Raw genomic sequence first — 25,629 nt, forward strand, 5'->3', positions numbered from 1 at the left:
TTTTAGCGGCGCATGACCTTTTCGGAAGGCGTCAGCGCTTCGATGTACGCAGGACGCGAGAAGATGCGTTCGGCGTATTTCATCAGCGGCGCAGCCGTCTTCGACAGTTCGATGCCGTAGTGGTCGAGGCGCCACAGCAGCGGCGCGACAGCCACGTCGAGCATTGAGAATTCGTCGCCCAGCATGTACTTGTTTTTCAGGAACAGCGGCGCCAGGGTCGTCAGGCGGTCGCGGATTTCCGCGCGTGCCTTGTCGTGGGCCTTGTCGTTGCTCTTGGCGCGCTCGCTTTCCAGCACGTGCACGTGCACGAACAGTTCTTTTTCGAAATTGAACAGCATCAGGCGCGCACGGGCACGCATCAGCGGATCGGCCGGCATCAGTTGCGGATGCGGGAAGCGCTCATCGATGTACTCGTTGATGATGTTCGATTCATACAGGATCAGTTCGCGCTCGACCAGGATAGGCACCTGGCCGTACGGGTTCATGGTCGAAATGTCTTCCGGCTTGTTGAACAGGTCGACGTCGCGCACTTCGAAGTCCATGCCTTTTTCAAACAGGACCAGGCGGCAGCGTTGCGAAAATGGGCAGGTTGTACCCGAATAGAGAACCATCATTTTTTATAGTTCCTTAGAAACAAAGGGGGTGAAGCCGCGAACGGCTCACCCCAGGTCGCTTGTCCACTCATGCGGACAACGCAGAAACAGGCATAAACCGGCCTATGGCCGGCGCCTCACTTATTTGACTTCCTTCCAGAACGACGCGTTAAGGCGCCATGCCAGCAGAGCAAAGACCGACAGGAACAGCAGCACCCACACGCCCAGGCGCTTGCGTGTTTGCTGTGCCGGTTCGGCCATCCACTCCATGTAGCCGACCAGGTCGGCTACCGCATTGTCATACTCGATCTTGTTCAACGTGCCTGGCTTGACCTGCTCGAAGCCGGCAAATTTGTGGATCTTCTTGCTCGGCTCGTGGGGATCCGTCTCTTCCACGAACTTGGCAGTCTGGACACCTTGCAATTCCCATAATACATGCGGCATGGCAACATTCGGCAATACCATGTTGTTCCAGCCGGTCGGCCGAGTGTCGTCTTTATAGAACGTACGCAGGTAAGTATACAGGTAGTCGCCGCCTGTGCCAGCGGAAGATGATTTCGCGCGCGAAATTACCGACAAATCCGGCGGTACGACGCCAAAGAAGGCCTTGGCGTCCTGCGGTGCCAGGCTTGTCGTCATCAAGTCGCCTACTTTATCACCTGAGAACAACAGATTCTCCTTGATCTGGATTTCCGTCAAGCCCAGGTCGCGCAGGCGGTTGTAGCGCATCGACACGGCGGCGTGGCAATTGAGGCAATAATTGACGAACAATTTGGCGCCATGTTGCAGCGCTGCCATATTGGTCTGGCGGTCAGGTGCCTTGTCCAGCGGAAAGCCGCCTTCGCTGGCGAGAGCCATGGCGGGCACGAAGGCCAGGATGGCGAGCAGTTTTTTTGCAATCTTCATATGATGTATGTCCTTTGAGCGTGGCGTGAGAGCGGCTTAGTGCGGGTGAAACGTCACACGCGACGGCACGGTCTTGAACTTGCCCATTGCACTCCACCATGGCATCAGCAGGAAAAAGCTGAAGTAAATCAGGGTGCACACTTGCGACACGATGGTTTTCGTATCGGTTGGCGCCTGGGTGCCGAGGTAGCCCAGGATCAGGAACGACAGGCCGAAGATGGCGTACACATATTTGTGCCAGCTCGGACGGTAGCGGATCGATTTCACGGGCGAATGGTCGAGCCATGGCAGGAAGGCCAGGATCACGACGGACCCGCCAAAGAACACCACGCCCCAGAATTTCGCGTCCAGCACTTGCGGCAGCATGCCGATGATGGCGACGATGGCGATGCCGGCGATGATGGATTTGGCGGTCGTCGACAGGCGCGACTTGAGCCAGATGAACACCACGTAGGCCGCCACGACACCCATCAGCACGTACATGAAGTCGGCCGTGGTGGCACGCAGCACCGAGTAGAACGGCGTGAAGTACCAGGTTGGCGCGATGTGCAGCGGGGTTTTCAGCGAATCGCCGGGCAGGAAGTTGTTGTATTCCAGGAAGTAACCACCCATTTCCGGCGCGAAGAACACGACGGCGCTGAAAATGACGAGGAAGATCGACACGCCGAACAGGTCATGTACGGTGTAGTACGGATGCGATGGAATCGAATCGACCGGGTGGCCATCGGCGCCCAGGTTTTCCTTCACTTCGATGCCGTCCGGATTGCTGGAGCCGACTTCATGCAAGGCGATCAAGTGCGCTGCAACCAAGCCCAGCAGTACCAGCGGGATGGCGATCACGTGGAAGGCGAAGAAGCGGTTCAGGGTCGCGTCGGACACGACGTAGTCGCCGCGGATCCACAGCGACAGGTCAGGGCCGATGAACGGGATGGCGCCAAACAGGTTGACGATCACTTGGGCGCCCCAGTACGACATCTGGCCCCATGGCAGCAGGTAGCCGAAGAACGCTTCGGCCATCAGGCACAGGAAGATGGCGAAACCGAACAGCCAGATCAGTTCACGCGGCTTGCGGTACGAGCCGTACAGCAGGGCGCGCGTCATGTGCAGGTAGACGATGATGAAGAACGCCGAGGCGCCCGTCGAGTGCATGTAGCGCACCAGCCAACCCCACGGTACTTCGCGCATGATGTACTCGACGGAATTGAAGGCCAGGGCCGCATCCGGTTTGTAGTGCATGGTCAGGAAGATGCCGGTGACGATCTGCAAGACCAGCACCAGCATGGCCAGCGAGCCAAAGATGTACCAGAAATTGAAGTTTTTCGGGGCGTAGTACTTGCCCCATTGGTCATTCCACAGCTTGGTCAGGGGAAAGCGGTCATCGACCCAACCCAGCGCTTTTTCGGCGACGGGAGCGTCTGCCGGGAATTTCGTTTCTTTAAAAGCAGCCATGATCAAGCCTCGCCTTTCTCGTCTTTACCTATCAGCAATTTGGTGTCGCTCAGGTACATATGGCGCGGCACTTGCAGGTTGTCCGGCGCCGGCTTGTTCTTGAACACGCGGCCAGCCATGTCGAAGGTGGAGCCGTGGCAAGGGCACAGGAAGCCGCCTTCCCAGTCATCGGGCAGCGACGGTTGCGGGCCGGGGGTGAATTTCGAGGAAGGGGAGCAGCCCAGGTGGGTGCAGATGCCGACGGCGACGAGAATTTCAGGCTTGATCGAACGCGCTTCGTTCATGCAGTATTCAGGCGTGAATTCAGCGGGATTGCGTTGGGAATTGGCATCGGCGACCTTGCCATCGGTTTGTTTGAGCGACGCGATCATTTCCGGCGTGCGTTTCAGAATCCAGACCGGCTTGCCGCGCCATTCGACGGTGCGCATTTCGCCGGGTTGCAAGGTGGTGATGTCTACTTCGACCGGCGCGCCAGCCGCTTTCGCGCGCTCCGACGGCTGGAAGGTGCTTACCAAGGCTCCCGCGGTTGCCAATCCAACTACACTGCCCGCCGCGCACGTGGCGACGAGCAAGCCGCGACGGCCTGAATCGACCTGCTTTTCGTTACTCATGCAAACCCCAATCAGTCAAAATGCGAATCTTTATTATGAGTGGCAGCTGCGAAAAAACCGTCGCCGAAGCTCTTTCCCACTGATTGCCGCAACCCGCATCTTTGTACGGTAAAGTGGCAACATCCCTGCGGAACTTCGGCCAATGGCGCAGCCCGTGCCAGTTTCTTGTTGATTATCCAGTAACGGATAAACCCGTTACTGGCAACCGCAAATTATAAGTGAAGCAAACAACGAATAAAACAAAAACGTTGCTTGTACCATAATTTATATACTTTTGCAGGAGGTGGCTAGTTCTTTCGAACTAGATGCGCCCGGCTGTGCCCGAATTGGTCTTGACTACGACCACAAGTTGGTGGCACTGGGAATCAATAGTATGATCGGCATGTTTTTTATACATATCCGAAGGAGAAATTCATGGCAATGATGACGGAATTTAAAGAATTTGCAATGAAAGGCAACGTTGTCGACCTGGCGGTCGGTGTCATCATCGGCGGCGCCTTCGGCAAGATTGTCGATTCCTTGGTGCAAGATGTGATCATGCCGCCCATCGGCCGCATTTTCGGCGGCCTCGATTTCGCCAATTACTATCTGCCCCTGAACGGCCAAGCCACGACGATGACCCTGGTGGAAGCGAAAAAAGCGGGTGCCGTGCTGGCCTACGGTAATTTCCTGACCATTTTGCTCAACTTTGTCATTCTTGCCTTCATCATCTTCCAGATGGTGCGCCTGATGAACAAGGCCCGCCGCAGCGAACCGGTCGCGCCGGCGCCGGCGCCGGTCACGCCGGAAGACATCGTGCTGCTGCGTGAAATCCGCGACTCCCTGCAGAAGAACGGACAGAACAGCAACGATCTGGCAAAATAAGTCGTTCCGGCAATGGCCGGCTGACCTGGGCAGAGAACTGTATGCGACGATTCTGGTTATTGTTTGCGCAAACCGTGACCATCGCGTTGGCGCTGTACTTTGTGTACGGCGCGCTGCGCCCGGCCAGCCGGGTACAGCAGCTGGGCTCTGCTGCAAAACCGGTGCCCGTGGTGGAAACGGCGTCGAGCAGCCTGGCGCCCGGTTCCTACCGCGATGCGGCGGCGCGCGCCATGCCCGCCGTCGTCAACATCCTCACCCTGCAAGTACCCAAGCGCGGCGCCCATCCGCTGGCGCGCGATCCCTTTTTTAAACGTTTCTTCGGCGAGCGCGACCCGGACGGCGAGGATGACGAGGACTTGAAAAACAGCCTCGGTTCGGGCGTCATCGTCAGCCATGAAGGTTATGTGCTGACCAATAACCACGTGGTCGAAGGCGCCGACGAAATCGAAGTGGTGCTCACGGACGGGCGCAAGGCGCCGGCCAAGGTGGTGGGCCTGGATCCGGAAACGGACCTGGCCGTGATCAAGATCAACCTCGACAAGTTGCCCGTCATCGTGCTGGGCCAGTCGGAATTGGCGCGCGTGGGCGACGTGGTGCTGGCCATCGGCAACCCGTTCGGCGTGGGCCAGACGGTGACCATGGGCATCATCTCCGCCTTGGGCCGCAACAATTTGCACATCAACAGCTTTGAAAACTTCATCCAGACGGATGCGGCCATCAATTTCGGCAATTCGGGCGGCGCCCTGGTCGATACGCGCGGCAATTTGATCGGCATCAATACGGCGATTTACTCGCAAAGCGGCGGCTCCGTCGGCATCGGCTTCGCCATTCCCGTCTCGACGGCCAAGATGGTGATGGAAGCCATCATCAAGGATGGCCACGTGGTGCGCGGCTGGATCGGCGTGGAAACGCAGGACATCACGCCCGAGCTGGCGCAAAGCTTCAACTTGCAGCGCTCGAGCGGCGCCATCATCGCCGGCGTGGTGCGCAACGGCCCGGCCGACAAGGCGGGCATCGTGCCCGGCGACATCCTGCTGACGGTGCAAGGCAAACCCGTCGGCGACACGACGGAAATGCTCAATCTGATCGCCCAACTGCCGCCCGGCGGAAAAGCTAAAATGACGGTGCTGCGCAAGAATCGCGAAGCGGCGCTCGACGTGATGGTGGGCAAGCGCCCCCTCCCGAAAGAGCTTTCCAAATAGTTGCTGATCGGAATTTGACACATGCATGTGCGTGATTTGACCCAATTTTTACGTGAACTGAGCGACAACAACAACCGTCCCTGGTTTGTCATGAACAAGCCCCGCTACGACATCCTGCGCGAGGAATTCCTCGCGCTGGTGACGTCCCTCATTGCTGAACTCGGCAAGTTCGACCCGGCCGTGAAGTACTGCAATCCAAAGAAGGCCTTGTTCCGCATCAACCGCGACGTGCGTTTCGCGCATGACAAGAGCCCGTATAAAACGCGGTTTTCGGCCGCCATCGCGCCGAACGACATGCGCCGTCCCAGCAAGGCGGGCGGCCCCACGTATTATTTGCAGATCGATGGCCAGGGCAATCTGCTGTTCGGCGCCGGCGAATACATGCCGCCGCCGAGCCGCCTGAAGGCGCTGCGCGAACACATGGTCAACGACGCGCCAGGTTTTTCCAAAGTGCTGAAAAATAAGCGCTTGAAAGCCCGTTTCGGCACCATCCAGAACGAGGGCAAGTTGCAGCGCCCGCCCAAGGGTTTCGAGGCGGATGCCGAACATATCGAATTCATCAAGCTCAAAAGCTTTTTTGTCTGGACCGAAGTGCCGCTGCCCGTGAACGCGCCCGAGAAACTGCTGCCGACCCTGGCGGAAGGCTTGCAGGATGCGTGGCCGCTGGTCGAATGGATGCGCGGCGCGAAAGAGCCGGAGGACGTCACCGAGTAATTGCTGAAGGAGCACATGATGGCACTGGAGCATGCAAGATCAGGACAGGTGATCGAGGTGCTGCGCAGGGACGGCGACGACCTGTCGCAGTTTTCCGCCATCGCACTGGCCAGAACGGACGAACTGGAATTGATCCGCATGTGCATGCCCAAGGGCAAGACCATGCCCGAGCATCATGTGCTCGGTGAAATCACCTTGCTGTGCCTGCAAGGGCAGGTGGCGGTGGATACGCATGGCAAGGAGCAAGTGCTGGGGCCGGGGCAGATGCTGTACCTGCACGGCGGCCAGGCGCATGCGCTGGCCGCGCGCGAAGACAGCCTGTTGCTGCTGACCATACTCATGCACAAGGCGGGGCGCTAGGTTTTCCCTGGCGGGTCAGGCCGCCTTAGGCCACCTCAGGCCGCCTCGGCGCGCGGATCGCGCGACAGCAGCTGCTGCACCATCACGTGCGGCAAATCGCCATCGAACAGCACGCCGGCCACCGCGTTGGTGATCGGCATGTCGACGCCCATGCGGCGCGCCAGTTCGCGCACGGCCTTGGCGCACGGCACGCCTTCGGCCACATGACCGAGTTCGGCCACGATGGTGGCCAGCGCCTTGCCTTGCGCCAGGCCCAGGCCGACGCGGCGGTTGCGCGACAGGTCGCCCGTGCAGGTCAGAATCAAATCGCCCATGCCCGTCAAGCCCATGAAGGTTTCCGTCTGGCCGCCCAGGGCCGTGCCCAGGCGCGTGATTTCCGCCAGGCCGCGCGTGATCAGCGCGGCGCGCGCATTCAAGCCCAGGCCCAGGCCGTCGGCCACGCCGGTCGCAATGGCCAGCACATTCTTGACGGCGCCGCCCACTTCCACGCCCACCAGGTCGTCGCTCGCATACACGCGGATGGTGCCGCCATGCAAGGCCGAGACGACGGCGCCGCGCAAGGCGGCGCTGTGCGAGGCGATGGTCAGCGCGCACGGCAGGCCGCGCGCCACTTCCTGTGCGAACGAAGGGCCGGACAGGGCGCCGCCGGGAATATTGTCGCCCAACACTTCATGCACGATCTGGTGCGGCAGCAAGCCCGTGCCGCCTTCAAACCCTTTACAGAGCCACACCAGGTTGCCGATGGCCTTGTCTTTCAATTGATGCAGCAGGGGCCGCAGGCCTGCCACGGGGCAGGCGGCGATCAAGAGGCCATTTTGGCCGCTGGCATGCGCGACGGCGGCGTCGAAATCGGCGCTGATGTGCAGTTGCGGCGGTAAAGTAAAACCGGGCAAATAGCTGTTTTCGCCGCTGGCGGCCATGGCGGTCATGGCGTCGCCATTGCGGCCCCACAGCAGCACGTCGTGGCGGCCGGCCAGGGCCATGGCCACGGCCGTGCCCCAGGCGCCGGCGCCCAGGATGGTGATCTTGCGGGCGACGGGAATGCTATCGGGAGTGACTTCAGGAGAAACTTGCATGCAACCTCAACGGGGCAGGGGAAACGGGCGTGGTGCTTACAGTCCCCACACTTCGCTGGTCTTGACGTAGCCGCTCTGGCCGTCCTTGTGGCGCACCTTGACCCAGCCGGAGCTTGGCTGCTCGCTCATTTCCAGCAGCACGCCCTTGTCGACGAGGATGAGGGGCGAGGCGGTGTCGTCGGGGCTGGCGCGTACCTTCAGGTTCGCGGCGCGCGCCACGACGTTGCGCTTGGCTGACAGGCCCTTGGCTTCCGTCCAGGCCATTTCGCCGCTGGCGTCGCGGACCTTGACCCATTCACCGTAGCTGAGCACGACTTCCAGCGGCATGCCGCGTGGCGCCACGTACAGTTTGCCGCCCTTGGAGGATGGCGCGTCATACAGAATCACGGGAGCCGCGCCCACCGTTTTGAAATCGACGGCGTGGCTGGCGGCGGTGGCCAGCAGCAGCACGGCGCCGGCTATCCAGCGGAACTTGCTCAAGAGCGCACTTTTCAACATGATATTTTGAACCTTAACGAAACACGGCGGCCAGGCCGCCGTGTCAGGCCAGCCTTGACGGCTGGCGGGGTCTTGCAAGAGCTTAGTGCGTTTCGCTGGCTGCTGGAGCTGCTGCAGCGGCGTCAGCAATAGCTTGCAGACGTTGTTGGTAGAACACTTCGAAGTTGATCTCGGCCAGGTGCACTGGCGGGAAGCCGGCACGGGTGATCACGTCGGCGATGTTGGCGCGCAGGTAAGGGTAGATGATGTTCGGGCAGCCGATTCCCAGCAGCGGATCGAGTTGATCGGCAGGAATGTTGCGTGCTTCGAAGATACCAGCTTGCTTGCCTTCGACCAGGAAAGCGACTTTATCGCCGACTTTGGCGGTCACGGTGATGGTCACGGTGGCTTCGAAGATGCCGTCGGCCAGAGGCGCAGCGCCCACGTCCAGAGCTACTTCGATCGCTGGTGCTTCTTGTTCCAGGAAAATAGCTGGGGAATTTGGTTGTTCCAGCGACATGTCTTTCAGGTAGACGCGTTGGATTTGGAAGACTGGTTGCAGATTTTCGTCAGACATGGAACGCTTTCGTTGTAAAGGACAAGAACGGCACACCGTTCAAATATGGTGCTTGCGGTATGTAAACCGCGCCGGGTAGGCGCGGCCAGATCAGGTGCGAGGGCAATTGTATCAAAACAATACGACAAAAAACCAAGCAATTTCTCGAACCCGCTTTATATCAGGCTGCCGTGCCGTTTAACAAGGGGTCCAGCTTGCCGGCTTGCTCGAGCGCATACAAATCGTCGAATCCGCCCACGTGGGTATCGCCCACATAGATTTGCGGCACCGTACGGCGGCCCGTGCGTTCCATCATCTTGATGCGCTCTTCCGGGTCGAGGTCGACGCGGATCTTTTGCACGCTCACGCCCTTCGATTCCAACAGGCGCTCGGCGCGCACGCAATACGGGCACACGGCGGTGCTATACACAATTACGGGTACGGTCATGATCATTCCTTCAGTTAAGGCCGGCTTACTTCGCCAGCGACAAGGTTTTCAATGGCAAACCCTGCTTTTTCCATTCGTCGAGGCCGCCTTCCAGGCTGGTGGCTTCCGCGAAACCGGCTTTGGTCAGCAGGCCGACGCCCGTTGCCGAACGCGAACCTTTCTGGCAAACCACTACAATGGGGCGCGTTTTGAATTTTTCCAGCTCACCCAGGCGCTTTGCCAGTTCCGGCAGCGGGATGTTTTTCGCGTCAGGCAAGTGGCCCGTGGCAAATTCTTCCGCGCTGCGCACGTCGACGATGACGCTTTTGCCACGGTTGATCAGTTGCGTAACTTCCAGCACGGTCGCGCGCTTGCCGCGCATCGACAGCAGTGGCCAGAGGAGGGCGCCGCCGGAAATAATGACGATGGCAAACAGAAAAATGTGGTCGATAATGAATTTCACGTAGGGTCCAATGGTTTAAGTCAATCCGCGCATTATAAAATAGAAGCTGGACGAGGTCTTTTTACGTTTTGCTTTTTTGATTTGAACCCCTTGAGAAGATAGAACTATGTACAAAATCGTTTTCATGCGTCACGGCGAGTCCACCTGGAACCTCGATAACCGCTTCACCGGCTGGACCGACGTCGATCTGACGGAAAAGGGCGTCAACGAAGCCAGGGCCGCCGGCCAGATCCTCAAGCAGGAAGGTTTTACGTTCGACCTAGCCTACACTTCCGTCTTGAAGCGCGCCATTCGTACCCTGTGGCTGGCGCTCGACGAGATGGACATGATGTATTTGCCGATCAAGAACGACTGGCGCTTGAATGAGCGCCACTATGGCGCCCTGCAAGGCCTGGACAAGGGCGAGACGGCCGCCAAGTATGGCGACGAGCAAGTACTGGTCTGGCGCCGCAGCTACGACACGCCGCCGCCGCCGCTGGAAGCGAACGACGACCGCGCCTCGTTCAACGATCCGCGCTATGCCGGCTTGCCGAAGGCGTCGATTCCGCTGACCGAATGCCTGAAAGACACCGTCGCGCGCGTGATGCCGGCCTGGGACGAAGAGATCGCCCCAGCCATCCGCGCTGGCAAGAAAATCATCATTTCGGCCCACGGCAACAGCCTGCGCGCGCTGATCAAGATGCTCGACGGCATCAGCGACAGCGATATCGTCGGCCTGAACATTCCGAACGGCCAGCCGCTCGTGTATGAACTGGACGCCGACCTGAAACCGATTCGTCATTACTACCTGGGCGACCCGGCAGCGATTGCGGCAGCGCAAGCGGCCGTGGCGAACCAAGGGAAGGCCAAGTAACTTGTTGTCTTTCTTCCGCGGCACAGCGATCGCCCCCTCTGCTGAACGACCCCTGCCGGCGTGGCGCGCCGGCGCCATGCTGTGCGCAGCGCTGCTGTTGTCGAGCGGCGCCGTACAGGGTGCCAAGCCCACCGAACGCAGCAAGCAGAAAGCGGCCGCGGAAGCACAACGTGCTGGATTGCAACAAAAGCTGACGGCGCTCAAGCGCGACATCAGCCGCACGGAAAGCGCCAAGGATGACGCGGCCGATACCCTGGCCGAGTCGGAAGAGGCCATTTCCAACGCCAACCGCGCCTTGCGCGACCTGGCACAGGAGCAAAGCGCGACGGGCGTGAAACTCAATGCGCTGGGGCAGGAGCACCAGCAACTGACGGCCACCGTCGAGAAACAAAAGACGCAGCTGTCCAAATTGCTGCGTGAACAATATGTCGCTGGCAACGAAGACCGCATCAAGCTGCTCTTGTCGGGCGACAATCCGAACCGCATCAACCGCGACTTGCAACTGATGGCGTATGTGTCGCAGGCGCAGGCACGCCTGCTCGATGCCTTGCGCGCCAACTTGCTGGCCGTGGAGAAAAACCAGGCGGACGTGCAGAACGCCAAGGATGAACTGGAAGAAATCGCGCAGGAAGAGCGCGACCAGAAGGCCCTGCTGGTGCAGGAAAAGGCGCGCCGCGCCGCCTTGCTGACGAGCTTGTCGCAGCGCCTGGTGGCGCAGCGCAAGGAAGTGGGCAATGTCGAGCGCGACGAACAGCGCATGGGCAACCTGGTCGACAAGCTGGCGAAACTGATCGAAGAGCAGGCCGCCGCCGCAGCAGCCGAAAAGAAACGCCAGCAATTGCTGGCCGAGCAGCGCGCCGCCGCGAAAGCGGCCGCCGACGCCAAGATCGCGGCGGAAAAACGCGAACGCTTGCTGGCCGCGCGCGCCAAGGCCGCCCAGGCGCAGGCCGAACGCGAACGCCTGGCGAAAGAGCAACAAAACAAATCGGGCAAGATCAAGCCGCAGACGCCGCCACCGCCGCCTGTGAAACTCGAACCGATCGATGACGACGAGCCGCCGCAGGTGGCCAAGGTGACACCGAAGCCGGAACCCAAGCCGGAGCCGGAGCCGGAACGCCCAAGCCTGGGCCCGGCCGCGCCGGCCGGCGCCTTTGCCAGCCTGAAAGGGCAACTGCGCGCCCCCGTGGCGGGCAAGATCGCCGCCCGCTTCGGCAGCAAGCGCGGTGACGGCCCCAGCTGGAAGGGCGTGTTCATCCGCACGGGCGAAGGCAGCGAAATCCACGCCATCGCCGGCGGCCGCGTGGTGTTTTCCGACTGGCTGCGCGGTTTCGGCAATTTGATCATCGTCGACCATGGCGGCCAGTACATGAGTATTTATGGCAATAACCAATCCTTGCTGAAACGGGTGGGCGATGCCGTCAAGGGTGGCGACGCCATTGCCAGCGCCGGCAACAGCGGCGGCAACGAGGAATCAGGGCTATACTTTGAATTGCGCCATCAGGGCCGCGCCTTCGACCCCGCCACCTGGGTGAAGTTTTAAGTTCCCCACCATTGCTGCGGCAGCGAATTTGTAGATTGTGAAGAAGACATGGGCATCAAAGTCAAAAGTATCGGCCTGATCGGTCTGGGCGTACTGGCCGGCATCGGTATGTCGCTGCAGTTCCCGGCCGTGGCGCAAAAAATCACGAATGCCCCGCTGCCGCTCGATGAGCTGCGCCAGCTGTCCGATGTCTTTGGCCTGATCAAGTCTGATTATGTCGAGAAGGTGGAAGACAAGAAACTGCTGACGGAAGCCATTTCCGGCATGGTCTCGTCGCTGGACCCGCATTCTGTCTACCTCGACAAGAATGCCTTCAAGGAAATGCGCGAAAGCGTGCAGGGCAAGTTTGTCGGCATCGGCATCGAAGTGAGCATGGAAGACGGCTACGTGAAAGTCGTCTCGCCCATCGAGGACAGCCCTGCCGCCAAGGCCGGCATCCTGGCGGGCGACCTGATCACCCGCCTCGACAATATCCCGCTGAAAGGCTTGCAGCTGGAGGAAGTCATCAAGAAGATGCGCGGCCAGCCTGGCACCAAGCTGGTGCTGACGATGTCGCGCAAGGGAGAAAGCAAGCCGCTGGTGTTCCCCATCGTGCGCGAGGAAATCCGCGTGCAAAGCGTGAAAGCCAAGATGGTCGCGCCCGGCTATGCCTGGCTGCGCATCGCCCAGTTCCAGGAACCGACCGTCGATGACATGGTCAAAAAGATCAATGCGCTGTATGCGCAAGACCCCAAGCTGAAGGGCCTGGTGCTGGACTTGCGCAACGATCCCGGTGGCGTCGTGCCGGGCGCCATCGGCGTGGCGACAGCATTTCTTCCGGGTAACTCCGTCATCGTTTCGACCAAGGGCCAGTTGCCCGAGTCGAAACAGGTGTTTTATGGCCGCCGCGAATTCTATGCGCCGCCGGGCGCCAAGGCCGACCCGCTGGCCAAGTTGCCGGCCGCGCTGAAAACCGTGCCGCTGGTGGTGCTGGTCAATGCCGGTTCCGCGTCCGCCTCGGAAATCGTCGCCGGCGCCTTGCAGGATTACCAGCGCGCCACCGTCATCGGTACGCAAACGTTCGGCAAGGGTTCCGTGCAAACCTTGCGCCAGATCACGGCCGACACGGCCGTCAAGCTGACGACGGCCCGCTACTACACGCCGAAAGGCCGGGCCATCCAGGCGCGCGGCATCGTGCCCGACTTGCTGGTCGATGAAACGGCCGAAGGCGATGGCTGGAACAGCCTGCGCGTGCGCGAGGCGGACCTGGAAAAACACTTGAGCAGCAACGATGGCAAGCCGGAAGCGGCCAAGCCGACCATGGAAGGCATGCAGGAACAGCTGGAAGAAGAGCAGCGCCTGATCGCCACCGCGAAAAAGCGCAAGCCGCTCGAATACGGCGCCAAGGACGATTTTCAACTGCAGCAAGCCTTGAACCACTTCCAGGGCTTGCCGGTGCAGCTGGCCAAGGCTGACGCCAAGGGCGAGAAGATCAGCGCCAAGCCGGAAATCGCTTCCGACATCAAGGCCGATGACAAGAAGATTCCGGTGCAGAAACCTTGATGCTTAACCCAATGCAAAAGCTGGGGTCAGTCGCTTCGCGATCGGGATGTGCCCCATTGGGGCGCATCCCCCCAGCGGGTCTGACCCCGTGAACGACAACCAACTACTGCGCTATTCGCGCCATATCCTGTTAGACGAGATCGGCATCGAAGGCCAGCAAGCCTTGCTCGATGCGCATGTGCTGGTGATCGGCGCGGGCGGGCTCGGCTCGCCGGCGGCCATGTACCTGGCCGCCAGCGGTGTTGGCAAGCTGACCCTGGTCGATGACGATACGGTCGATCTCACTAATTTGCAGCGCCAGATCGCCCACACGACGCAGCGTGTGGGCCAGCCGAAAGTGCTGTCGGCGCGCGAAACCTTGACCGGCATCAATCCCGAAATTGACATCGTCGCCTTGCAAGAGCGCCTCGACGGCGCGCGCCTGGCCGAACTGGTGGCTTCCAGCACGGTGGTGCTCGACTGCACCGACAACTTCGCCACACGCCACGCTGTCAACCGCGCCTGCGTGGCGGGCAAGGTACCGCTGGTGTCGGGCGCCGTGATCCGTTTCGATGGGCAAGTGAGCGTGTTCGACCCGCGCACCGGCACGCAGCCGTGCTATTCCTGCCTGTTTCCGCAGGAGCAGCAGTTCACGGACGAGGCGTGCTCGAGCATGGGCGTGTTCGCGCCGCTGGTGGGCGTGGTGGGCGCCATGCAGGCGGCCGAGGCGTTGAAACTGGTGATGGGCGTGGGGCAATCGATGGCCGGGCGCCTGCTGCTGCTCGACGGCTTGCACATGGAATGGAGCAGCATGCAGGTCGCGCGCGACCCCGGCTGCGCCGTTTGCGGTGTAGTGGTCTTGCCGCTCTGAGTAGCCCTGCACAAATTTTTCCCCATATGACAGGCTTTGTCATATTTCCGCTTTATACTCTGCACTCATTACTTACCTTCTTCTCTCTTTCTTATGCAAAACGCAGCAAACCATCCGATACGCCAGCGCCGCGCGCGCGGCTTCACCTTGATCGAAATCATGGTCGTGGTGGTGATCATGGGCATCCTCGCGACGCAGGTGGTGCCTATGCTGATCTCCCGCATCGGCGAATCGAAAGTGGCGTCGGCGAAAGTCAACATCGCCACCGTGATGCAGCAGCTCAAGCTGTACCACCTGGACAACCAGCGCTACCCGACCACCGAGCAGGGCCTGCGTGCCTTGGTCGAGAAACCGACCACGGGACCGGCCGCGAATGGCTGGAAGGCGGGCGGCTATGTGGACAAAATGCCGAAAGATCCATGGGGCAATCCCTACCAGTACCTGTCGCCAGGCTTGAAAGGCGAAGTCGACATCATTTCGCTGGGCGCCGACGGCCAGCCTGGCGGTAGCGGCGACGACGCCGATATCGGCTCTTGGGAACTGTAAGTTTTTCATTGCATGCCTGCCATGACCACCGGTCTGCGCCAGCGCGGCTTCACGCTGATCGAATTGCTGGTGGTGATGGTCATCATCGGGGTGACCCTGGGCCTGGTGTCGCTGAACGCCATGCCGAATGGCCAGCAAGCCCTGCAAAAGGAAGCCGAGCGCATCGCCTTGCTGCTGCAGCTGGCGCGCGATGAAGCCATCGTGCGCAGCCGGCAGGTGGCGTTCGAGGCTGACGAAAATCAATACCGTTTCCTGGTGCTCAATGAAAAGCTGTGGCAACCCGTGACGCAGGATGATCTGCTGCGTGAGCGCAGCTTCAGCAATACACCCATGCTGCTCAGCGTGCAGCCGTCGAACAGCGTGGCCCAGCCGCTGCGCATCATTTTCGGCCGCGAACCGGTCGACAAGCCTTTCGTGCTGACCCTGGCCAGCGGCGAGCGCAGCGTGGCCATCCGCGCCGACGGCATCGGCCATTTCACGGTCGAACAATGATGGGCCTCTCCCGACAACGCCGCCAGCGCGGCTCGCAGTTCGGCTTCACCTTGCTGGAAGTCCTGGTGGCCCTGGTCATCGTCGGCACGGCCCTGGGCGCCTCGCTGCGCGCCGTGGGCAGCCTGACGCAAAACAGCGACGGCTTGCGCAGCGCCATGATGGCCACCTGGTCGGCGGAAAACCACCTGGTGCAGCTGCGCCTGGCGAAGACTTTCCCGCAGACGGGCAAGCGCACGGTCGACTGCCCGCAAGGCGATTTAAAGCTCATTTGCGAAGAAGAAGTGGTGGCCACGCCGAATCCCCGTATCCGGCAAGTGCGCGTCAACGTGTACGACGTGCAATATCCGGCCCGGCGCATCGTGCGTCTGGTGTTGCTGGCGTTCAACGACTGATGGCGCGCCGCAATCACTCCACCGCCGGTTTCACCTTGATCGAGTTGCTCGTGGCGATCGGCATCCTGGCCATGGTCGCCGTGCTGGGCTGGCGCGGCCTGGACAGCATCGTGCGTTCGCGCGAAGTGCTGAGCAGCCAGCTGGAGCAGGCGCGCGGCATGCAGCTGGCGTTTGCCCAGATGCAGAGCGATTGCGACCACCTGGCCGGTGCCGGCCAGAGCAATACCCTGATGAATGGCCGCACCAACCTGAGCGCCGAGACCGACCGCCTGACTCTGGTGCGCCTGGCCGCGTCGGAGCAGGAGCCGCAGCAGTTGCAAGTGGTCACTTACCGCCTGCGCGGCGGCGTGCTGACGCGGCGCGAGTCAAATGGCACGCGCGACCTGGTCGTGCTCGACACCCTGTGGCAGGCGGCGCGCGACGATACCGATACCTCCAACGCCGACGTGGCCCTGATGCGCGGCGTCGGCAGCATGGTCATGCGGGGTCAAAAGCGCCAGAATACGCCGAATCCTGAGTGGATCACCATGCTTGCCGGTACAAAAACAGATGATTTTGTCGGCCTGGAAGTGACCTTGCAAATGCCGGGCCAGGATGCGGGCCTGTCCAAAGTCTTCTTGTTGGGGCCGGGATGAAGCGCTTTTCGCTCCCGGCGCGCCAACGCGGCGTGGCCGTCATCACGGCCTTGCTGCTGACGGCGCTGGTCATCACGGTCGTCGCCAGCCTGTTCTGGCAGCAGCAGGTGCAGGTGCGTTCGATGGAAAACCAGCGCCTGCGCCTGCAGACGCAGTGGGCCATGCGCGGCATGGTCGACTTCGCCCGTTTCTGGTTGCGCCAGGATAATCCCTCGCTGACGGCGGCCGACGGCGTGTGGGCCACGCCCATCGAGGAAGCGCGGCTCGACGATTACGTCGACCGCGAAAAGGTCGACACGGAAAAATTCGATGCCACCGTCTCGGGCCGCGCACTCGACGCGCAGGCGCGCTTTAATATTACCAACTTGGCCACCACGGGCGTCGTCAACCCACCCTACGTGCAGGCGTACCGGCGCTTGCTGGCCAACTTGCAGCTCGATAGTTCTCTGGCGCAGGCCACGGCCGATGCCGTGCTGCGCGCGCGGCCGAAACCGCGTGCCCCCGACAGTGGCACCGATGGCAAGACGCCCGCTACCCCCGCCACCACGGGCGGCGGCAGCGAACCTGTGGCGTTCACGCAGATCGAGGATTTGCTGGCCGTGCCCGGCTATACGCCGCAAGCCATCGAGAAGCTGCGCGACTTCATCATCGTGTTGCCGAAAGCGACTGCGGTGAACGTGAATACAGCGTCGGCCGAGGTGCTGTCGGCCATTACCGACATGTCGGTGTCCGAGGCCAGTGCGCTGACCTTGAGTAATCCGCGTAAAAAGTTTGTCGATAGAACAAATTTCCAGAATAATATCAACGGCAAAATGCCGATCGACGGTGTGGAGATTGATGTGAAAAGTCAGTACTTCCTGACCGTGATCCGCGTGCGCCTGGACCGCGCCGCGCTCGATGCGCAGGCACTGGTGTGGCGCGAGCCGAATCCTGCGCGCACCACCAGCCTGGTCTGGTTGCGGGAAAATTAACAGCTGAAAGCGAGTCACTTTGACAATATTGTATATCCGTCACCCGGCCAAGGCGTCCACCGACAGTGCGCCTGCCTGCTCCTTCGTGCTGGCCGGCGATGGCGGCGCCCTGCTACAGCAGGGCAGCGCGCCGCTGGGCAGCCTGGGCCAACTGATCGCCGGTGCGAAGCAGGTGGTATTGCTGCTGGCGGCGGCCGACGTGACGCTGCTGCGCCTGAAAACCCCGCCGCTGGCCGGCGCCCGCCTGCGCGCGGCCTTGCCTGGCCTGGTGGAAGAACATATCCTCGGTGACGCGCAGGATTGCCTGCTGGCCGCCGGCGCGCCGGACGCTGCCGGCATGCGCACGGTGGCCGTGGCGCAGCGCGCCTGGGCCGAGGTACTGGTCAAGGCTTTACTGGCGCAAGGCGCGCGCAAAGTGGTGCTGCTGCCATCGCAGCTGTGCCTGCCCTTGCAGCCTGGCAGTGTGACGGCATCCTTGCACGCGGCTGGCGACGGCCTGGAACTGGCCTTGCGCCAGGCGCCGCAAGAAGGTTTGGGCCTGGTCTTGCCGGCTCAGCCGCAGCAGGCGCTGCTGACGACGCGCGCGTTTGCCGGCGACGTGCCCCTGACGGTCTACGTGGCGCAGGCCGAGCTAGCGCAATATCAACAGCTCGCTGCCGGCATCGAGGGCGTGACGCTGGAACCCGACCATTGGGCGCACTGGATCGCCGGCGCCAAGGGCGCGGGGCTGGACCTGGCGCCCGCGCTGGGCACGGCCACGGGCTCGGCCACCGAATGGCGCCGCTGGCGCTGGCCGCTGCGCCTGGCGTTGCTGGCCGTGGTCGTCAACCTGGCCGGCATGAATATCGAATGGATGCGCTTGAAGCGCGAGGCCGCCACCGTGCGCACCTCGATGCAGCAAACCTTCAAGGCTGCGTATCCGAATGAAGCGCCTGTGTATGGCCTGGAAGCGGAGCAGATGCGGCGCAATATCGCTGCTGCCCGCCTGCAAAGCGGCCAGGCCAGCATGGATGACTTCACCAGCATGAGCGCGGCGCTGGGCGAGGCGCTGGGCGCTCTGGCCGGGCGCGGCGTGGTGGCCTCGCTGGAATACCGCGAGCGCAGCCTGATCGTCACGCTGAAACCGGACATGGTCGACGCCAGCGCCCAGGCGCAGGTGCGCGATGGCCTGGCCGCGCGCAAGCTGGCCTTGAATGAAACAGCGCCGGGCGTGTGGAAGATCACGCCGGCCACGGGAGCAAAAGCATGAGTGCCGCAGTCAACAAGGCGCGCGCCGCATTGACGCGGCAGCAGCAGGCCGTGCAAGCCTTTTGGGCGGAACGCACGCAGCAGGAGCGCAAGCTGCTCTCCATCGGCGGCGTGGTGGCGGGCCTGGCTCTCGTCCACGCGGTGTTTTTCGCGCCGGCCTGGACGGGCCGCATCGCCTTGCAAAAGAGCTTGCCCGAGCTGCGCCAGAACGCGGCCCAGTTGCAGGCGCTGGCGCGCGAAGCGGGCGAACTGGCGCGCCAGGCGCCCGTGCAGGTCGCGCCCATGGGCCGTGAAAGCCTCGATGCTTCGTTGAAAGCGCGCGGCTTGAGCCCGCAATCGCTGTCGCTGACGGGCGAATATGCGCGCGTGCAGTTAAATGGCGTGCCGTTTGCCAGCGTCATGGTGTGGCTCGACGGCTTGCGCCGCGAAGGCCGCGTGGCGGTGCAGGAAGCGAAAATCACGGCGCAGGCGCAGGGCAAGGCGGGGCTGGTCGATGCCAGCCTGACCCTGCACCAGAGCCCGGGCGCGGCACGATGAGGCGCTTGCTTGGCTGGCTGCTGGCCATCATCGTCAGCGTCTGCGTCACCCTGCTGGTATTTTTCCCGGCCGGCTGGGTCGCCGGCATCGTGGAAAAGCAGACGGGCGGACGTTTGACCTTGGGCGACGCGCAAGGTACCCTGTGGCGCGGTTCGGCCTTTATCGGCGGGGCGGCCAGCGCGAATGGTGCCGTGACGCCGCTGCTGCCGGGGCGTTTCAGCTGGCGCATTTCGCCCTCGGTGCTGTGGGGATCGGTGGACGTGGAATTGCAAAACCCGCAGGCGCTGTCGCAGCCGGTGAACTTGCGCGGTTCGTGGTCGCACTGGCAGGTCAGCCCGGCGGCCCTGCTGCTGCCGGCCGATGGCCTCGGTGGCCTCGGTGCGCCGCTCAACACCGTGGCGCCGACGGGCAGCATGCGATTGTCGTGGAGCACCCTGCAGCTGGCACTGGAAAAGCAGCAGTTTTCCGCCGTCGGCCGCACCACCTTGCAGATGACGGACATGGCGTCGCGTCTGTCGTCCTTGCGTCCGCTGGGCAGCTACGAGCTCGATTTCGATTGGCAGGGGCAGCAGGCGACGTTGACCTTGCGCTCCATCAAGGGACCGCTGTTGCTCGACGGCAGCGGCAGCCTGCAACAGGGGCGCATGCAGTTTTCCGGCCAGGCCCAGGCCGCAGCAGGATATGAAGAGACCTTGGCGAGTTTGTTGAATTTGCTGGGACAGCGCCGTAGCAATAGCGAAAAAAACATCATCGCCTTAGAGTTCAGACAATGAAAAAACCATCCGTGAGCCCCCATACTTTCTCCTTTTCGCTGCGCCGCCTGTCGGCCGCCGCCTTGCTGTGCTGTTCCGTGGCCGGCATGCCGGCATCCGCCTGGGCCGCGCCCGGCGATGAAGCGGCGCTCAATTTCGTCGGCGCCGACATCGAATCGGTGATCAAGGCCGTGGGCCATTACACCAACATCAATTTCGTCATCGACCCGCGCGTCAAGGGCACGATCACCCTGGTGTCGGAAAAATCCATCAGCAAGACACAGGCTTTCGGGCTGCTGGCCTCTGCGCTGCGCCTGCAGGGCTACGCGGTGGTCTCCGGCGACGGTTACGCGAAAGTGGTGCCGGAAGCGGACGCCAAGCTGCAATCCGTGCCGACCCAGGTGGGCAATGGCGCCAGCCAGGTGAAGGGCGACCAGATCGCCACCCAGGTGTTTTACCTGAACTACGAATCGTCGGCCAACCTGCTGGCCGTGCTGCGGCCCCTGATTTCGCCGAACAACACGATCAACGCCAACCCGGGCAACAATTCGCTGGTGATCACCGATTACGCGGATAACCTCAAGCGCCTGGCGAAGATCATCGCCGCACTCGACGTGCCCGCCTCAACGGACCTGGACGTGATCCCCGTGCGCTATGCCATCGCTTCCGACCTGGCTTCGATGGTGAATAAACTGATGGAAGGCGGGAATGCGGGCGCCGGCGCGGGGGCCGACACGGGCAAGGTTTCCGTGCTGGCCGACCCGCGCACCAATTCGCTGGTGCTGCGCGCACCATCGGCGGCGCGCGCCAACCTGGCCAAGTCGCTCATCTCCAAGCTGGACCAGCCCACCACGCAGCTGGGCAATGTGCACGTGGTGTACCTGAAGAACGCGGACGCCACCAAGCTGGCGCAAACCCTGCGCTCGGTGGTGACGTCGGACGGCACGGCCGCCTCGGCGCAGCAGGGCACCAGCAACCAGGGCACGAACAACCAGATCAGCCAGAACAACAGTGGCATGAACAGCACTGGCCTGGGCGGCGGCTCGCAAAGCGGCAGCACGGGCGGCGCTTCGCTGAACAACGCTCCGCAGCAGCTGTCGTCCGGCGGCGCGGCCGGTTTCATCCAGGCCGATGCGTCGACGAATACCCTGATCCTGACCTGCAACGAAGCCGTCTACCGCAACCTGCGCGCCGTGATCGACCAACTCGACGTGCGCCGCGCCCAGGTCTACATCGAGGCGCTGATTGTCGAAGTGACGTCGTCCAAGGCGTCCGAATTCGGCGTGCAGTGGCTGGGCCTGTCGGGCGACAGCGGCAGCAACTACCGCGTGGGGGCGCTGCAGTCGTTCGCTTCCGGCACCAGCAACAACATCGGCGCCATCGCCACGGGCGGCGGCAAGGTCTTGCCGACGGGCGGCCTGACGGTGGGCATCTTCAAGCAGATCAACGGCGCGCTGGGCCTGGGTGCCGTGGCGCATGCGCTGGAATCGGACGGCAACGCCAACATCCTGTCGACGCCGAACCTGATCACCCTGGACAATGAGCTGGCGACCATCAAGGTGGGCCAGAACGTGCCTATCCTGACGGGCCAGTACACCAGCACGGCCGGCACCAACACCAATCCCTTCCAGACCATCGACCGCAAGGAAGTGGGCCTGACCCTGAAGGTGCGTCCGCAGATTTCCGAAGGCGGCACCATCAAGCTGGGCATCTATCACGAGACGTCGAGCGTGGATAAATCCACGTCGACGGCCGTCAGCGGCATCACCATCAACAATCGCGTGATCGAGAACAATGTGCTGGCCGACGATGGCCAGATCATCGTGTTGGGTGGCCTGATCGAGGACAGCACGGGCGACAATGCGGAGAAAGTGCGCGGCCTGGGCGATATCCCCCTGATCGGCAACCTGTTCAAGTACCAGACGCGCGAGCGCAAGAAAACCAACCTGATGATCTTCCTGCGCCCTGTCATCGTGCGCAACAAGGAGCAGAGCGGCAGCCTGGCGGCCGACCGCTACGACTATATGCGCTCGGCCGAGACGGCCGCCGTACCGGCGACGGGCAATCTGATGCTGAAAGACCTGGGCACGCCCGTCTTGCCGGCCCTGCAGGATGGCCAGCCGGTGGGCGGCAACATGGTGACGCGCCCCGTGCCGCCGGCACCGACGCCGCCGCCAGGCGCGCCGGCCAACGCGGCCACGCCACCGCAGCCGCTGCTGCAGCAATACCAGCAGCAGCAATTGCCGCAGCAGCAGAAGTGATGGGACAGCCATGAGCAATCTGCTTCCCTACGCCTACGCCCGCGATTTCGGCCTGCTGGCGCGGCCCGGCGCGGTCGATGGCGCCCCGGTCGAGGTGCTGGTGGCCGCATCGACGGCGCCGGCGGCCATTGCCGAAGTGTCGCGCCGTTTCGGCCAGATTCAATTGACGCTGCTGCCGCGCGGCGAACTCGATGCGGCCATTGCCGGCGCCTACGCGGGCGGTGGCGGCGACGCGTCGCAGATGGCCGATGAATTCGACGCCGACCTGGATCTCACCAAGCTGTTGCAGGACGTGCCGGCCATCGAGGACTTGCTTGAATCGTCCGACGATGCGCCCGTCATCCGCATGATCAACGCGCTGCTCACGCAGGCGCTGCGCGAAGGCGCGTCCGACATCCACATCGAGCCGTTCGAGCAGACCTCCGTCGTGCGCTTTCGCATCGATGGCAGCCTGCGCGACGTGGTGCGCCCGCGCAAGGCCATCCACGGTTCGCTGATCTCGCGCATCAAGATCATGGCGCAGCTCGACATCGCCGAAAAACGCTTGCCGCAGGACGGCCGCATCACCCTGCGCGTGGGCGGCAAGCCCGTTGACGTGCGCGTTTCGACCCTGCCCACCGGGCATGGCGAACGGGCCGTATTGCGCTTGCTGGACAAGGAAGCGGGCCGCCTCGACCTGCAGCACCTGGGCATGAGCGCACCCATGCTGAAGCAGTTCGATGGCCTGATCACGCAGCCGCACGGCATCGTGCTCGTCACGGGGCCCACCGGCTCGGGCAAGACCACCACCCTGTACGCGGCGCTGTCGATGCTCAATGCCACCACCACGAACATCCTGACGGTGGAAGACCCGATCGAGTACGACCTGGCCGGCGTGGGCCAGACGCAGGTCAATTCGCGCATCGACATGACCTTTGCCAAGGCGCTGCGGGCGATTTTGCGGCAAGATCCCGATGTGATCATGATCGGCGAGATCCGCGACCTGGAAACGGCGCAGATCGCCGTGCAGGCGTCGCTGACGGGCCACCTGGTGCTGGCGACCCTGCATACCAACGATGCCTCGGCGGCCGTCACGCGCCTGCTGGACATGGGCATCGAACCGTTCCTGCTGTCGTCGTCGTTGTTGGGCGTGCTGGCACAGCGCCTGGTGCGCAAATTGTGCGGCGCGTGCAAGACCTTCGATGGGCAATACTGGCAGGCGGTCGGCTGCGAGCATTGCGGCCAGACGGGCTACCAGGGCCGAGTGGGCGTGTACGAGCTGCTGCGCACGACGGAGCAGATCCGCGCGCAGATCCACAACCGCGCCTCGGAAGCGGACGTGCGCGCCGTCGCCCTGCAGGACGGCATGACGAGCATGCGCGACGATGGCGAACGCTGGTTGCGCGACGGCACCACCACGCAGGCTGAATTGCTGCGCGTGACCAAAGACTAGGCCCGCCACCATGCCCGCATTCCGTTATGAAGCCGTCGATGCCCAGGGCGCCACCCGCAAGGGCGTGCTCAATGCCGACAGTCCCCGTGCCGCGCGCGCCGAGTTGCGCGTGCAAGGCCTGGTGCCGCTGGCTGTCGAACCGATCACCGCGCAGGTGGACGCCGCCGGCGTCACCAAGCGGCGCGGCTTCGGCGAGCGCCTGTCGAGCACCGAGCTGGCCCTGTTTACGCGCCAGCTGGCCAGCCTGCTGGAAGCGGGCCTGCCGCTCGAGCAAGCGTTTTCCGCCTTGCTGGAACAGGCCGAGCGGCCGTATTTGCGCGACCTGATCGCTTCCATCCGTTCGGAAGTGATCGGTGGCGCCGCGTTTTCCGACGTGCTGGCGCGCCATCCGCGCGATTTCGCGGAAATTTATCGGGCGCTGGTGGCGTCGGGCGAGCAGATCGGCCATTTGTCGCGTGTGCTGTCGCGCCTGGCCGATTACATCGAGCGGCGCAATGCGCTGGTGCAGAAGGTCAAGCTGGCGTTTACCTATCCCGCCATCGTCACGGTGGTGGCGTTTTCCATCGTGATTTTCCTGCTCACCTACGTGGTGCCGCAGATCGTTTCCGTGTTCGCCAATACCAAGCAGAAGCTGCCGCTGCTCACCATCATCATGCTGGCACTGTCGGACTTCGTGCGCCACTACGGCATCCTGGTGGGCATCGTCCTGATTGGCGCCTGGTTCGCCTGGCGCCGCGCGCTGCAGCAGCCGGCCCTGAAACGGCGCTGGCACACCTGGCTGCTGACGGCGCCCCTGTACGGCAAGTTCGAGCGCAGCCTGAACACGGCGCGTTTCGCCAGCACCCTGGCCATCACCACGGGCTCCGGCGTGCCGATCTTGCGCGCGCTCGACACCAGCCGCGATACGCTGACCAATGTGGCGATGCAGGAACTGGTGGAAGAAGCCAGCGGCGCCGTGCGCGAGGGCGTCAGCCTGGCGCGCGCGCTGTCGGCGCAAAAGCATTTTCCTCCCATGCTGATCCACATGATACGCGCCGGCGAAATCACGGGCGAGTTGCCGGCCATGCTGGAACGCGCCGCCAGCGCGCAGGAGCAGGACCTGGAACGCCGCACCCTGACCATTGCCGGCCTGCTGGAGCCAGCCCTGATCCTGGCCATGGGCGTGGTGGTGCTGCTGATCGTGCTGGCCGTGCTGATGCCGATTATCGAAATCAATCAGCTGGTCAAATAAGAGACTCAAGGAAGCCATGAAGCGTTTGCCTCAATTTACAAGTTTGCTCGCCGTCGTGGCGCTGTCCGTGTCGCTGGCCTATTGGGCCATTCAGCTGTTCAAGGCGCCGCAGCGTCCCATCAATCCGCCCCCCAATCCGGTGGTGCAGGATGCCAGCGTGGAGGCGGGCGCCTCGCTGTTCGGCGGCCAGGCCAGCGTGGCTACGGTCAGCAATTACCAGCTCAAGGGCGTGGTGGCCGCCAGCAATGGCCGCGGCAGCGTGGCCATCATCTCGACCGACGGCAAGCCCTCCGTAGCCCTGCCGGAAGGCGCCGAGGTGGTGCCTGGCGTGACAGTGCTGGAAGTGCATGCGCGCCATGTGTTGCTGCGCGATGGTGGCGTGAGCAAGCGCATCGACCTGGTGGCTGACGACAAGGCGCTGGCCTTGCCGGGGCAGGTGTCTGTCACACCAACGCAGGCCGCGGCCCCTGCGCCGACAAACAGCCTGGTGCCGCCACCGTTGCCGATGGAGCAGCAGCGGCCGGCGACCATGATGCCGGCGCCGCAAGTGACCAGCAGCGTACCGCCGCCGTCGAATTGAGCTGATTGCCGGATTTACCCCGATTTACCGTATTACCATCATGCTGATGGCGCGTGCCGCCATCGCGAC

At 62.6% G+C, this 25,629-nt stretch carries 29 protein-coding genes; 20 read left to right on the plus strand and 9 right to left on the minus strand.

All coding sequences use genetic code 11. The features are described 5' to 3' along the window. Positions 1–2 precede the first annotated feature (2 nt). From ACQ4WL_RS15965 to petA, 4 genes are all read right to left on the minus strand, one after another. Positions 3–614 carry a glutathione S-transferase N-terminal domain-containing protein gene (locus ACQ4WL_RS15965; protein ID WP_010394154.1) on the minus strand — a complete coding sequence of 204 codons (612 nt, stop codon included), beginning with the start codon at positions 612–614 and terminating at the stop codon, positions 3–5. A 120-nt stretch (positions 615–734) separates the two neighbouring features. After that, positions 735–1,499, minus strand: coding sequence for a cytochrome c1 (locus tag ACQ4WL_RS15970; RefSeq protein WP_436510624.1), 765 nt, complete (start codon positions 1,497–1,499; stop codon positions 735–737). A 36-nt stretch (positions 1,500–1,535) separates the two neighbouring features. After that, on the minus strand, positions 1,536–2,948 hold the full coding sequence (locus tag ACQ4WL_RS15975; RefSeq protein WP_436510625.1) for a cytochrome b: 1,413 nt from the start codon (positions 2,946–2,948) through the stop codon (positions 1,536–1,538). Between the two features lie 2 nt (positions 2,949–2,950). Beyond that, entirely contained in the window at positions 2,951–3,559 is a 609-nt protein-coding gene (gene petA, locus ACQ4WL_RS15980) for a ubiquinol-cytochrome c reductase iron-sulfur subunit (protein ID WP_034783594.1), read from the minus strand. Positions 3,560–3,973: 414 nt separating this feature from the next. Between petA and mscL the strand changes: the two genes are divergently transcribed. Genes mscL through ACQ4WL_RS16000 form a run of 4 tightly spaced genes read left to right on the plus strand, consistent with a single transcriptional unit; the run spans position 3,974 to position 6,699 of the window. Next, entirely contained in the window at positions 3,974–4,423 is a 450-nt protein-coding gene (mscL, locus tag ACQ4WL_RS15985; protein WP_436510626.1) for a large conductance mechanosensitive channel protein MscL, read from the plus strand. 41 nt (positions 4,424–4,464) lie between these two features. Beyond that, on the plus strand, positions 4,465–5,625 hold the full coding sequence (locus ACQ4WL_RS15990; RefSeq protein ID WP_436510627.1) for a Do family serine endopeptidase: 1,161 nt from the start codon (positions 4,465–4,467) through the stop codon (positions 5,623–5,625). 21 nt (positions 5,626–5,646) lie between these two features. Further along, positions 5,647–6,339 (plus strand): DUF2461 domain-containing protein, encoded by a 693-nt coding sequence (locus tag ACQ4WL_RS15995; RefSeq protein ID WP_436510628.1) that lies wholly within the window; start codon positions 5,647–5,649, stop codon positions 6,337–6,339. Positions 6,340–6,354: 15 nt separating this feature from the next. Beyond that, positions 6,355–6,699 (plus strand): cupin domain-containing protein, encoded by a 345-nt coding sequence (locus ACQ4WL_RS16000; protein WP_436510629.1) that lies wholly within the window; start codon positions 6,355–6,357, stop codon positions 6,697–6,699. A 35-nt stretch (positions 6,700–6,734) separates the two neighbouring features. Here ACQ4WL_RS16000 and ACQ4WL_RS16005 read toward each other — a convergent pair whose 3' ends face one another. The 5 genes from ACQ4WL_RS16005 to ACQ4WL_RS16025 form a co-directional block, all read right to left on the minus strand. Beyond that, positions 6,735–7,775: an NAD(P)H-dependent glycerol-3-phosphate dehydrogenase gene (locus ACQ4WL_RS16005; protein WP_436510630.1), complete on the minus strand. Its 1,041-nt coding sequence runs from the start codon at positions 7,773–7,775 to the stop codon at positions 6,735–6,737. 36 nt (positions 7,776–7,811) lie between these two features. Continuing rightward, entirely contained in the window at positions 7,812–8,273 is a 462-nt protein-coding gene (locus ACQ4WL_RS16010; RefSeq protein ID WP_436510631.1) for an SH3 domain-containing protein, read from the minus strand. Positions 8,274–8,355: 82 nt separating this feature from the next. Next, positions 8,356–8,829 (minus strand): protein-export chaperone SecB, encoded by a 474-nt coding sequence (gene secB, locus ACQ4WL_RS16015; protein WP_010394167.1) that lies wholly within the window; start codon positions 8,827–8,829, stop codon positions 8,356–8,358. Positions 8,830–8,989: 160 nt separating this feature from the next. Next, positions 8,990–9,256 (minus strand): glutaredoxin 3, encoded by a 267-nt coding sequence (gene grxC / locus ACQ4WL_RS16020; protein WP_436510632.1) that lies wholly within the window; start codon positions 9,254–9,256, stop codon positions 8,990–8,992. Positions 9,257–9,281: 25 nt separating this feature from the next. Continuing rightward, complete coding sequence (locus ACQ4WL_RS16025) at positions 9,282–9,698, minus strand: rhodanese-like domain-containing protein (RefSeq protein WP_436510633.1); 417 nt, start codon at positions 9,696–9,698, stop codon at positions 9,282–9,284. A 106-nt stretch (positions 9,699–9,804) separates the two neighbouring features. Between ACQ4WL_RS16025 and gpmA the strand changes: the two genes are divergently transcribed. From gpmA to ACQ4WL_RS16105, 16 genes are all read left to right on the plus strand, one after another. Next, entirely contained in the window at positions 9,805–10,551 is a 747-nt protein-coding gene (gene gpmA / locus ACQ4WL_RS16030; protein ID WP_436510634.1) for a 2,3-diphosphoglycerate-dependent phosphoglycerate mutase, read from the plus strand. A gap of 76 nt (positions 10,552–10,627) precedes the next feature. Next, on the plus strand, positions 10,628–12,091 hold the full coding sequence (locus ACQ4WL_RS16035) for a murein hydrolase activator EnvC family protein (RefSeq protein WP_436510697.1): 1,464 nt from the start codon (positions 10,628–10,630) through the stop codon (positions 12,089–12,091). Between the two features lie 48 nt (positions 12,092–12,139). Beyond that, positions 12,140–13,633 (plus strand): S41 family peptidase, encoded by a 1,494-nt coding sequence (locus ACQ4WL_RS16040; RefSeq protein WP_436510635.1) that lies wholly within the window; start codon positions 12,140–12,142, stop codon positions 13,631–13,633. 88 nt (positions 13,634–13,721) lie between these two features. Continuing rightward, the gene (locus ACQ4WL_RS16045) at positions 13,722–14,483 is read left to right on the plus strand and encodes a HesA/MoeB/ThiF family protein (protein ID WP_436510636.1); all 762 of its coding nucleotides are present in this window, start codon (positions 13,722–13,724) and stop codon (positions 14,481–14,483) included. Positions 14,484–14,576: 93 nt separating this feature from the next. Further along, positions 14,577–15,029: a type II secretion system major pseudopilin GspG gene (gene gspG / locus ACQ4WL_RS16050; protein ID WP_436510637.1), complete on the plus strand. Its 453-nt coding sequence runs from the start codon at positions 14,577–14,579 to the stop codon at positions 15,027–15,029. A gap of 12 nt (positions 15,030–15,041) precedes the next feature. Further along, a complete protein-coding gene (gene gspH, locus ACQ4WL_RS16055; RefSeq protein ID WP_436510638.1) occupies positions 15,042–15,521 on the plus strand; it encodes a type II secretion system minor pseudopilin GspH in 480 nt (159 codons plus the stop codon). Further along, a complete protein-coding gene (gene gspI, locus ACQ4WL_RS16060) occupies positions 15,518–15,913 on the plus strand; it encodes a type II secretion system minor pseudopilin GspI (RefSeq protein WP_436510639.1) in 396 nt (131 codons plus the stop codon). Before gspH ends, gspI begins: the two co-directional genes overlap by 4 nt. Continuing rightward, a complete protein-coding gene (locus ACQ4WL_RS16065) occupies positions 15,913–16,548 on the plus strand; it encodes a PulJ/GspJ family protein (protein WP_436510640.1) in 636 nt (211 codons plus the stop codon). The genes gspI and ACQ4WL_RS16065 overlap by 1 nt, the downstream gene beginning before the upstream one ends. Further along, positions 16,545–17,519, plus strand: coding sequence for a type II secretion system minor pseudopilin GspK (gene gspK / locus ACQ4WL_RS16070; protein WP_436510641.1), 975 nt, complete (start codon positions 16,545–16,547; stop codon positions 17,517–17,519). Before ACQ4WL_RS16065 ends, gspK begins: the two co-directional genes overlap by 4 nt. Before the next feature lie 19 nt (positions 17,520–17,538). Then, positions 17,539–18,768 carry a type II secretion system protein GspL gene (gene gspL, locus ACQ4WL_RS16075; protein ID WP_436510642.1) on the plus strand — a complete coding sequence of 410 codons (1,230 nt, stop codon included), beginning with the start codon at positions 17,539–17,541 and terminating at the stop codon, positions 18,766–18,768. Then, a complete protein-coding gene (locus ACQ4WL_RS16080; RefSeq protein ID WP_436510643.1) occupies positions 18,765–19,304 on the plus strand; it encodes a type II secretion system protein M in 540 nt (179 codons plus the stop codon). Before gspL ends, ACQ4WL_RS16080 begins: the two co-directional genes overlap by 4 nt. Next, positions 19,301–20,077: a type II secretion system protein N gene (locus ACQ4WL_RS16085; RefSeq protein ID WP_436510644.1), complete on the plus strand. Its 777-nt coding sequence runs from the start codon at positions 19,301–19,303 to the stop codon at positions 20,075–20,077. The genes ACQ4WL_RS16080 and ACQ4WL_RS16085 overlap by 4 nt, the downstream gene beginning before the upstream one ends. Further along, on the plus strand, positions 20,074–22,317 hold the full coding sequence (gspD, locus tag ACQ4WL_RS16090; protein WP_436510645.1) for a type II secretion system secretin GspD: 2,244 nt from the start codon (positions 20,074–20,076) through the stop codon (positions 22,315–22,317). Before ACQ4WL_RS16085 ends, gspD begins: the two co-directional genes overlap by 4 nt. A 10-nt stretch (positions 22,318–22,327) precedes the next feature. Next, entirely contained in the window at positions 22,328–23,749 is a 1,422-nt protein-coding gene (gene gspE, locus ACQ4WL_RS16095; RefSeq protein WP_436510646.1) for a type II secretion system ATPase GspE, read from the plus strand. A 10-nt stretch (positions 23,750–23,759) separates the two neighbouring features. Continuing rightward, positions 23,760–24,980 carry a type II secretion system inner membrane protein GspF gene (gspF, locus tag ACQ4WL_RS16100; RefSeq protein ID WP_436510647.1) on the plus strand — a complete coding sequence of 407 codons (1,221 nt, stop codon included), beginning with the start codon at positions 23,760–23,762 and terminating at the stop codon, positions 24,978–24,980. Positions 24,981–24,996: 16 nt separating this feature from the next. After that, a complete protein-coding gene (locus ACQ4WL_RS16105) occupies positions 24,997–25,560 on the plus strand; it encodes a type II secretion system protein N (RefSeq protein ID WP_436510648.1) in 564 nt (187 codons plus the stop codon). The last annotated feature ends 69 nt before the right edge of the window (positions 25,561–25,629 follow it).

The organism is Janthinobacterium kochi, assembly GCF_051380715.1.
In the GTDB taxonomy this organism is placed as follows: domain Bacteria; phylum Pseudomonadota; class Gammaproteobacteria; order Burkholderiales; family Burkholderiaceae_D; genus Janthinobacterium.

Coding starts and splice junctions, on each gene's coding strand:
- ACQ4WL_RS15965 (WP_010394154.1), bottom strand. CDS start 614: ATGATGGTTCTCTATTCGGGTACAACCTGCCCATTTTCGCAACGCTGC.
- ACQ4WL_RS15970 (WP_436510624.1), bottom strand. CDS start 1,499: ATGAAGATTGCAAAAAAACTGCTCGCCATCCTGGCCTTCGTGCCCGCC.
- ACQ4WL_RS15975 (WP_436510625.1), bottom strand. CDS start 2,948: ATGGCTGCTTTTAAAGAAACGAAATTCCCGGCAGACGCTCCCGTCGCC.
- petA (WP_034783594.1), bottom strand. CDS start 3,559: ATGAGTAACGAAAAGCAGGTCGATTCAGGCCGTCGCGGCTTGCTCGTC.
- mscL (WP_436510626.1), top strand. CDS start 3,974: ATGGCAATGATGACGGAATTTAAAGAATTTGCAATGAAAGGCAACGTT.
- ACQ4WL_RS15990 (WP_436510627.1), top strand. CDS start 4,465: ATGCGACGATTCTGGTTATTGTTTGCGCAAACCGTGACCATCGCGTTG.
- ACQ4WL_RS15995 (WP_436510628.1), top strand. CDS start 5,647: ATGCATGTGCGTGATTTGACCCAATTTTTACGTGAACTGAGCGACAAC.
- ACQ4WL_RS16000 (WP_436510629.1), top strand. CDS start 6,355: ATGATGGCACTGGAGCATGCAAGATCAGGACAGGTGATCGAGGTGCTG.
- ACQ4WL_RS16005 (WP_436510630.1), bottom strand. CDS start 7,775: ATGCAAGTTTCTCCTGAAGTCACTCCCGATAGCATTCCCGTCGCCCGC.
- ACQ4WL_RS16010 (WP_436510631.1), bottom strand. CDS start 8,273: ATGTTGAAAAGTGCGCTCTTGAGCAAGTTCCGCTGGATAGCCGGCGCC.
- secB (WP_010394167.1), bottom strand. CDS start 8,829: ATGTCTGACGAAAATCTGCAACCAGTCTTCCAAATCCAACGCGTCTAC.
- grxC (WP_436510632.1), bottom strand. CDS start 9,256: ATGACCGTACCCGTAATTGTGTATAGCACCGCCGTGTGCCCGTATTGC.
- gpmA (WP_436510634.1), top strand. CDS start 9,805: ATGTACAAAATCGTTTTCATGCGTCACGGCGAGTCCACCTGGAACCTC.
- ACQ4WL_RS16035 (WP_436510697.1), top strand. CDS start 10,628: ATGCTGTGCGCAGCGCTGCTGTTGTCGAGCGGCGCCGTACAGGGTGCC.
- ACQ4WL_RS16040 (WP_436510635.1), top strand. CDS start 12,140: ATGGGCATCAAAGTCAAAAGTATCGGCCTGATCGGTCTGGGCGTACTG.
- gspG (WP_436510637.1), top strand. CDS start 14,577: ATGCAAAACGCAGCAAACCATCCGATACGCCAGCGCCGCGCGCGCGGC.
- gspH (WP_436510638.1), top strand. CDS start 15,042: ATGCCTGCCATGACCACCGGTCTGCGCCAGCGCGGCTTCACGCTGATC.
- gspI (WP_436510639.1), top strand. CDS start 15,518: ATGATGGGCCTCTCCCGACAACGCCGCCAGCGCGGCTCGCAGTTCGGC.
- ACQ4WL_RS16065 (WP_436510640.1), top strand. CDS start 15,913: ATGGCGCGCCGCAATCACTCCACCGCCGGTTTCACCTTGATCGAGTTG.
- gspK (WP_436510641.1), top strand. CDS start 16,545: ATGAAGCGCTTTTCGCTCCCGGCGCGCCAACGCGGCGTGGCCGTCATC.
- ACQ4WL_RS16080 (WP_436510643.1), top strand. CDS start 18,765: ATGAGTGCCGCAGTCAACAAGGCGCGCGCCGCATTGACGCGGCAGCAG.
- ACQ4WL_RS16085 (WP_436510644.1), top strand. CDS start 19,301: ATGAGGCGCTTGCTTGGCTGGCTGCTGGCCATCATCGTCAGCGTCTGC.
- gspD (WP_436510645.1), top strand. CDS start 20,074: ATGAAAAAACCATCCGTGAGCCCCCATACTTTCTCCTTTTCGCTGCGC.
- gspE (WP_436510646.1), top strand. CDS start 22,328: ATGAGCAATCTGCTTCCCTACGCCTACGCCCGCGATTTCGGCCTGCTG.
- gspF (WP_436510647.1), top strand. CDS start 23,760: ATGCCCGCATTCCGTTATGAAGCCGTCGATGCCCAGGGCGCCACCCGC.
- ACQ4WL_RS16105 (WP_436510648.1), top strand. CDS start 24,997: ATGAAGCGTTTGCCTCAATTTACAAGTTTGCTCGCCGTCGTGGCGCTG.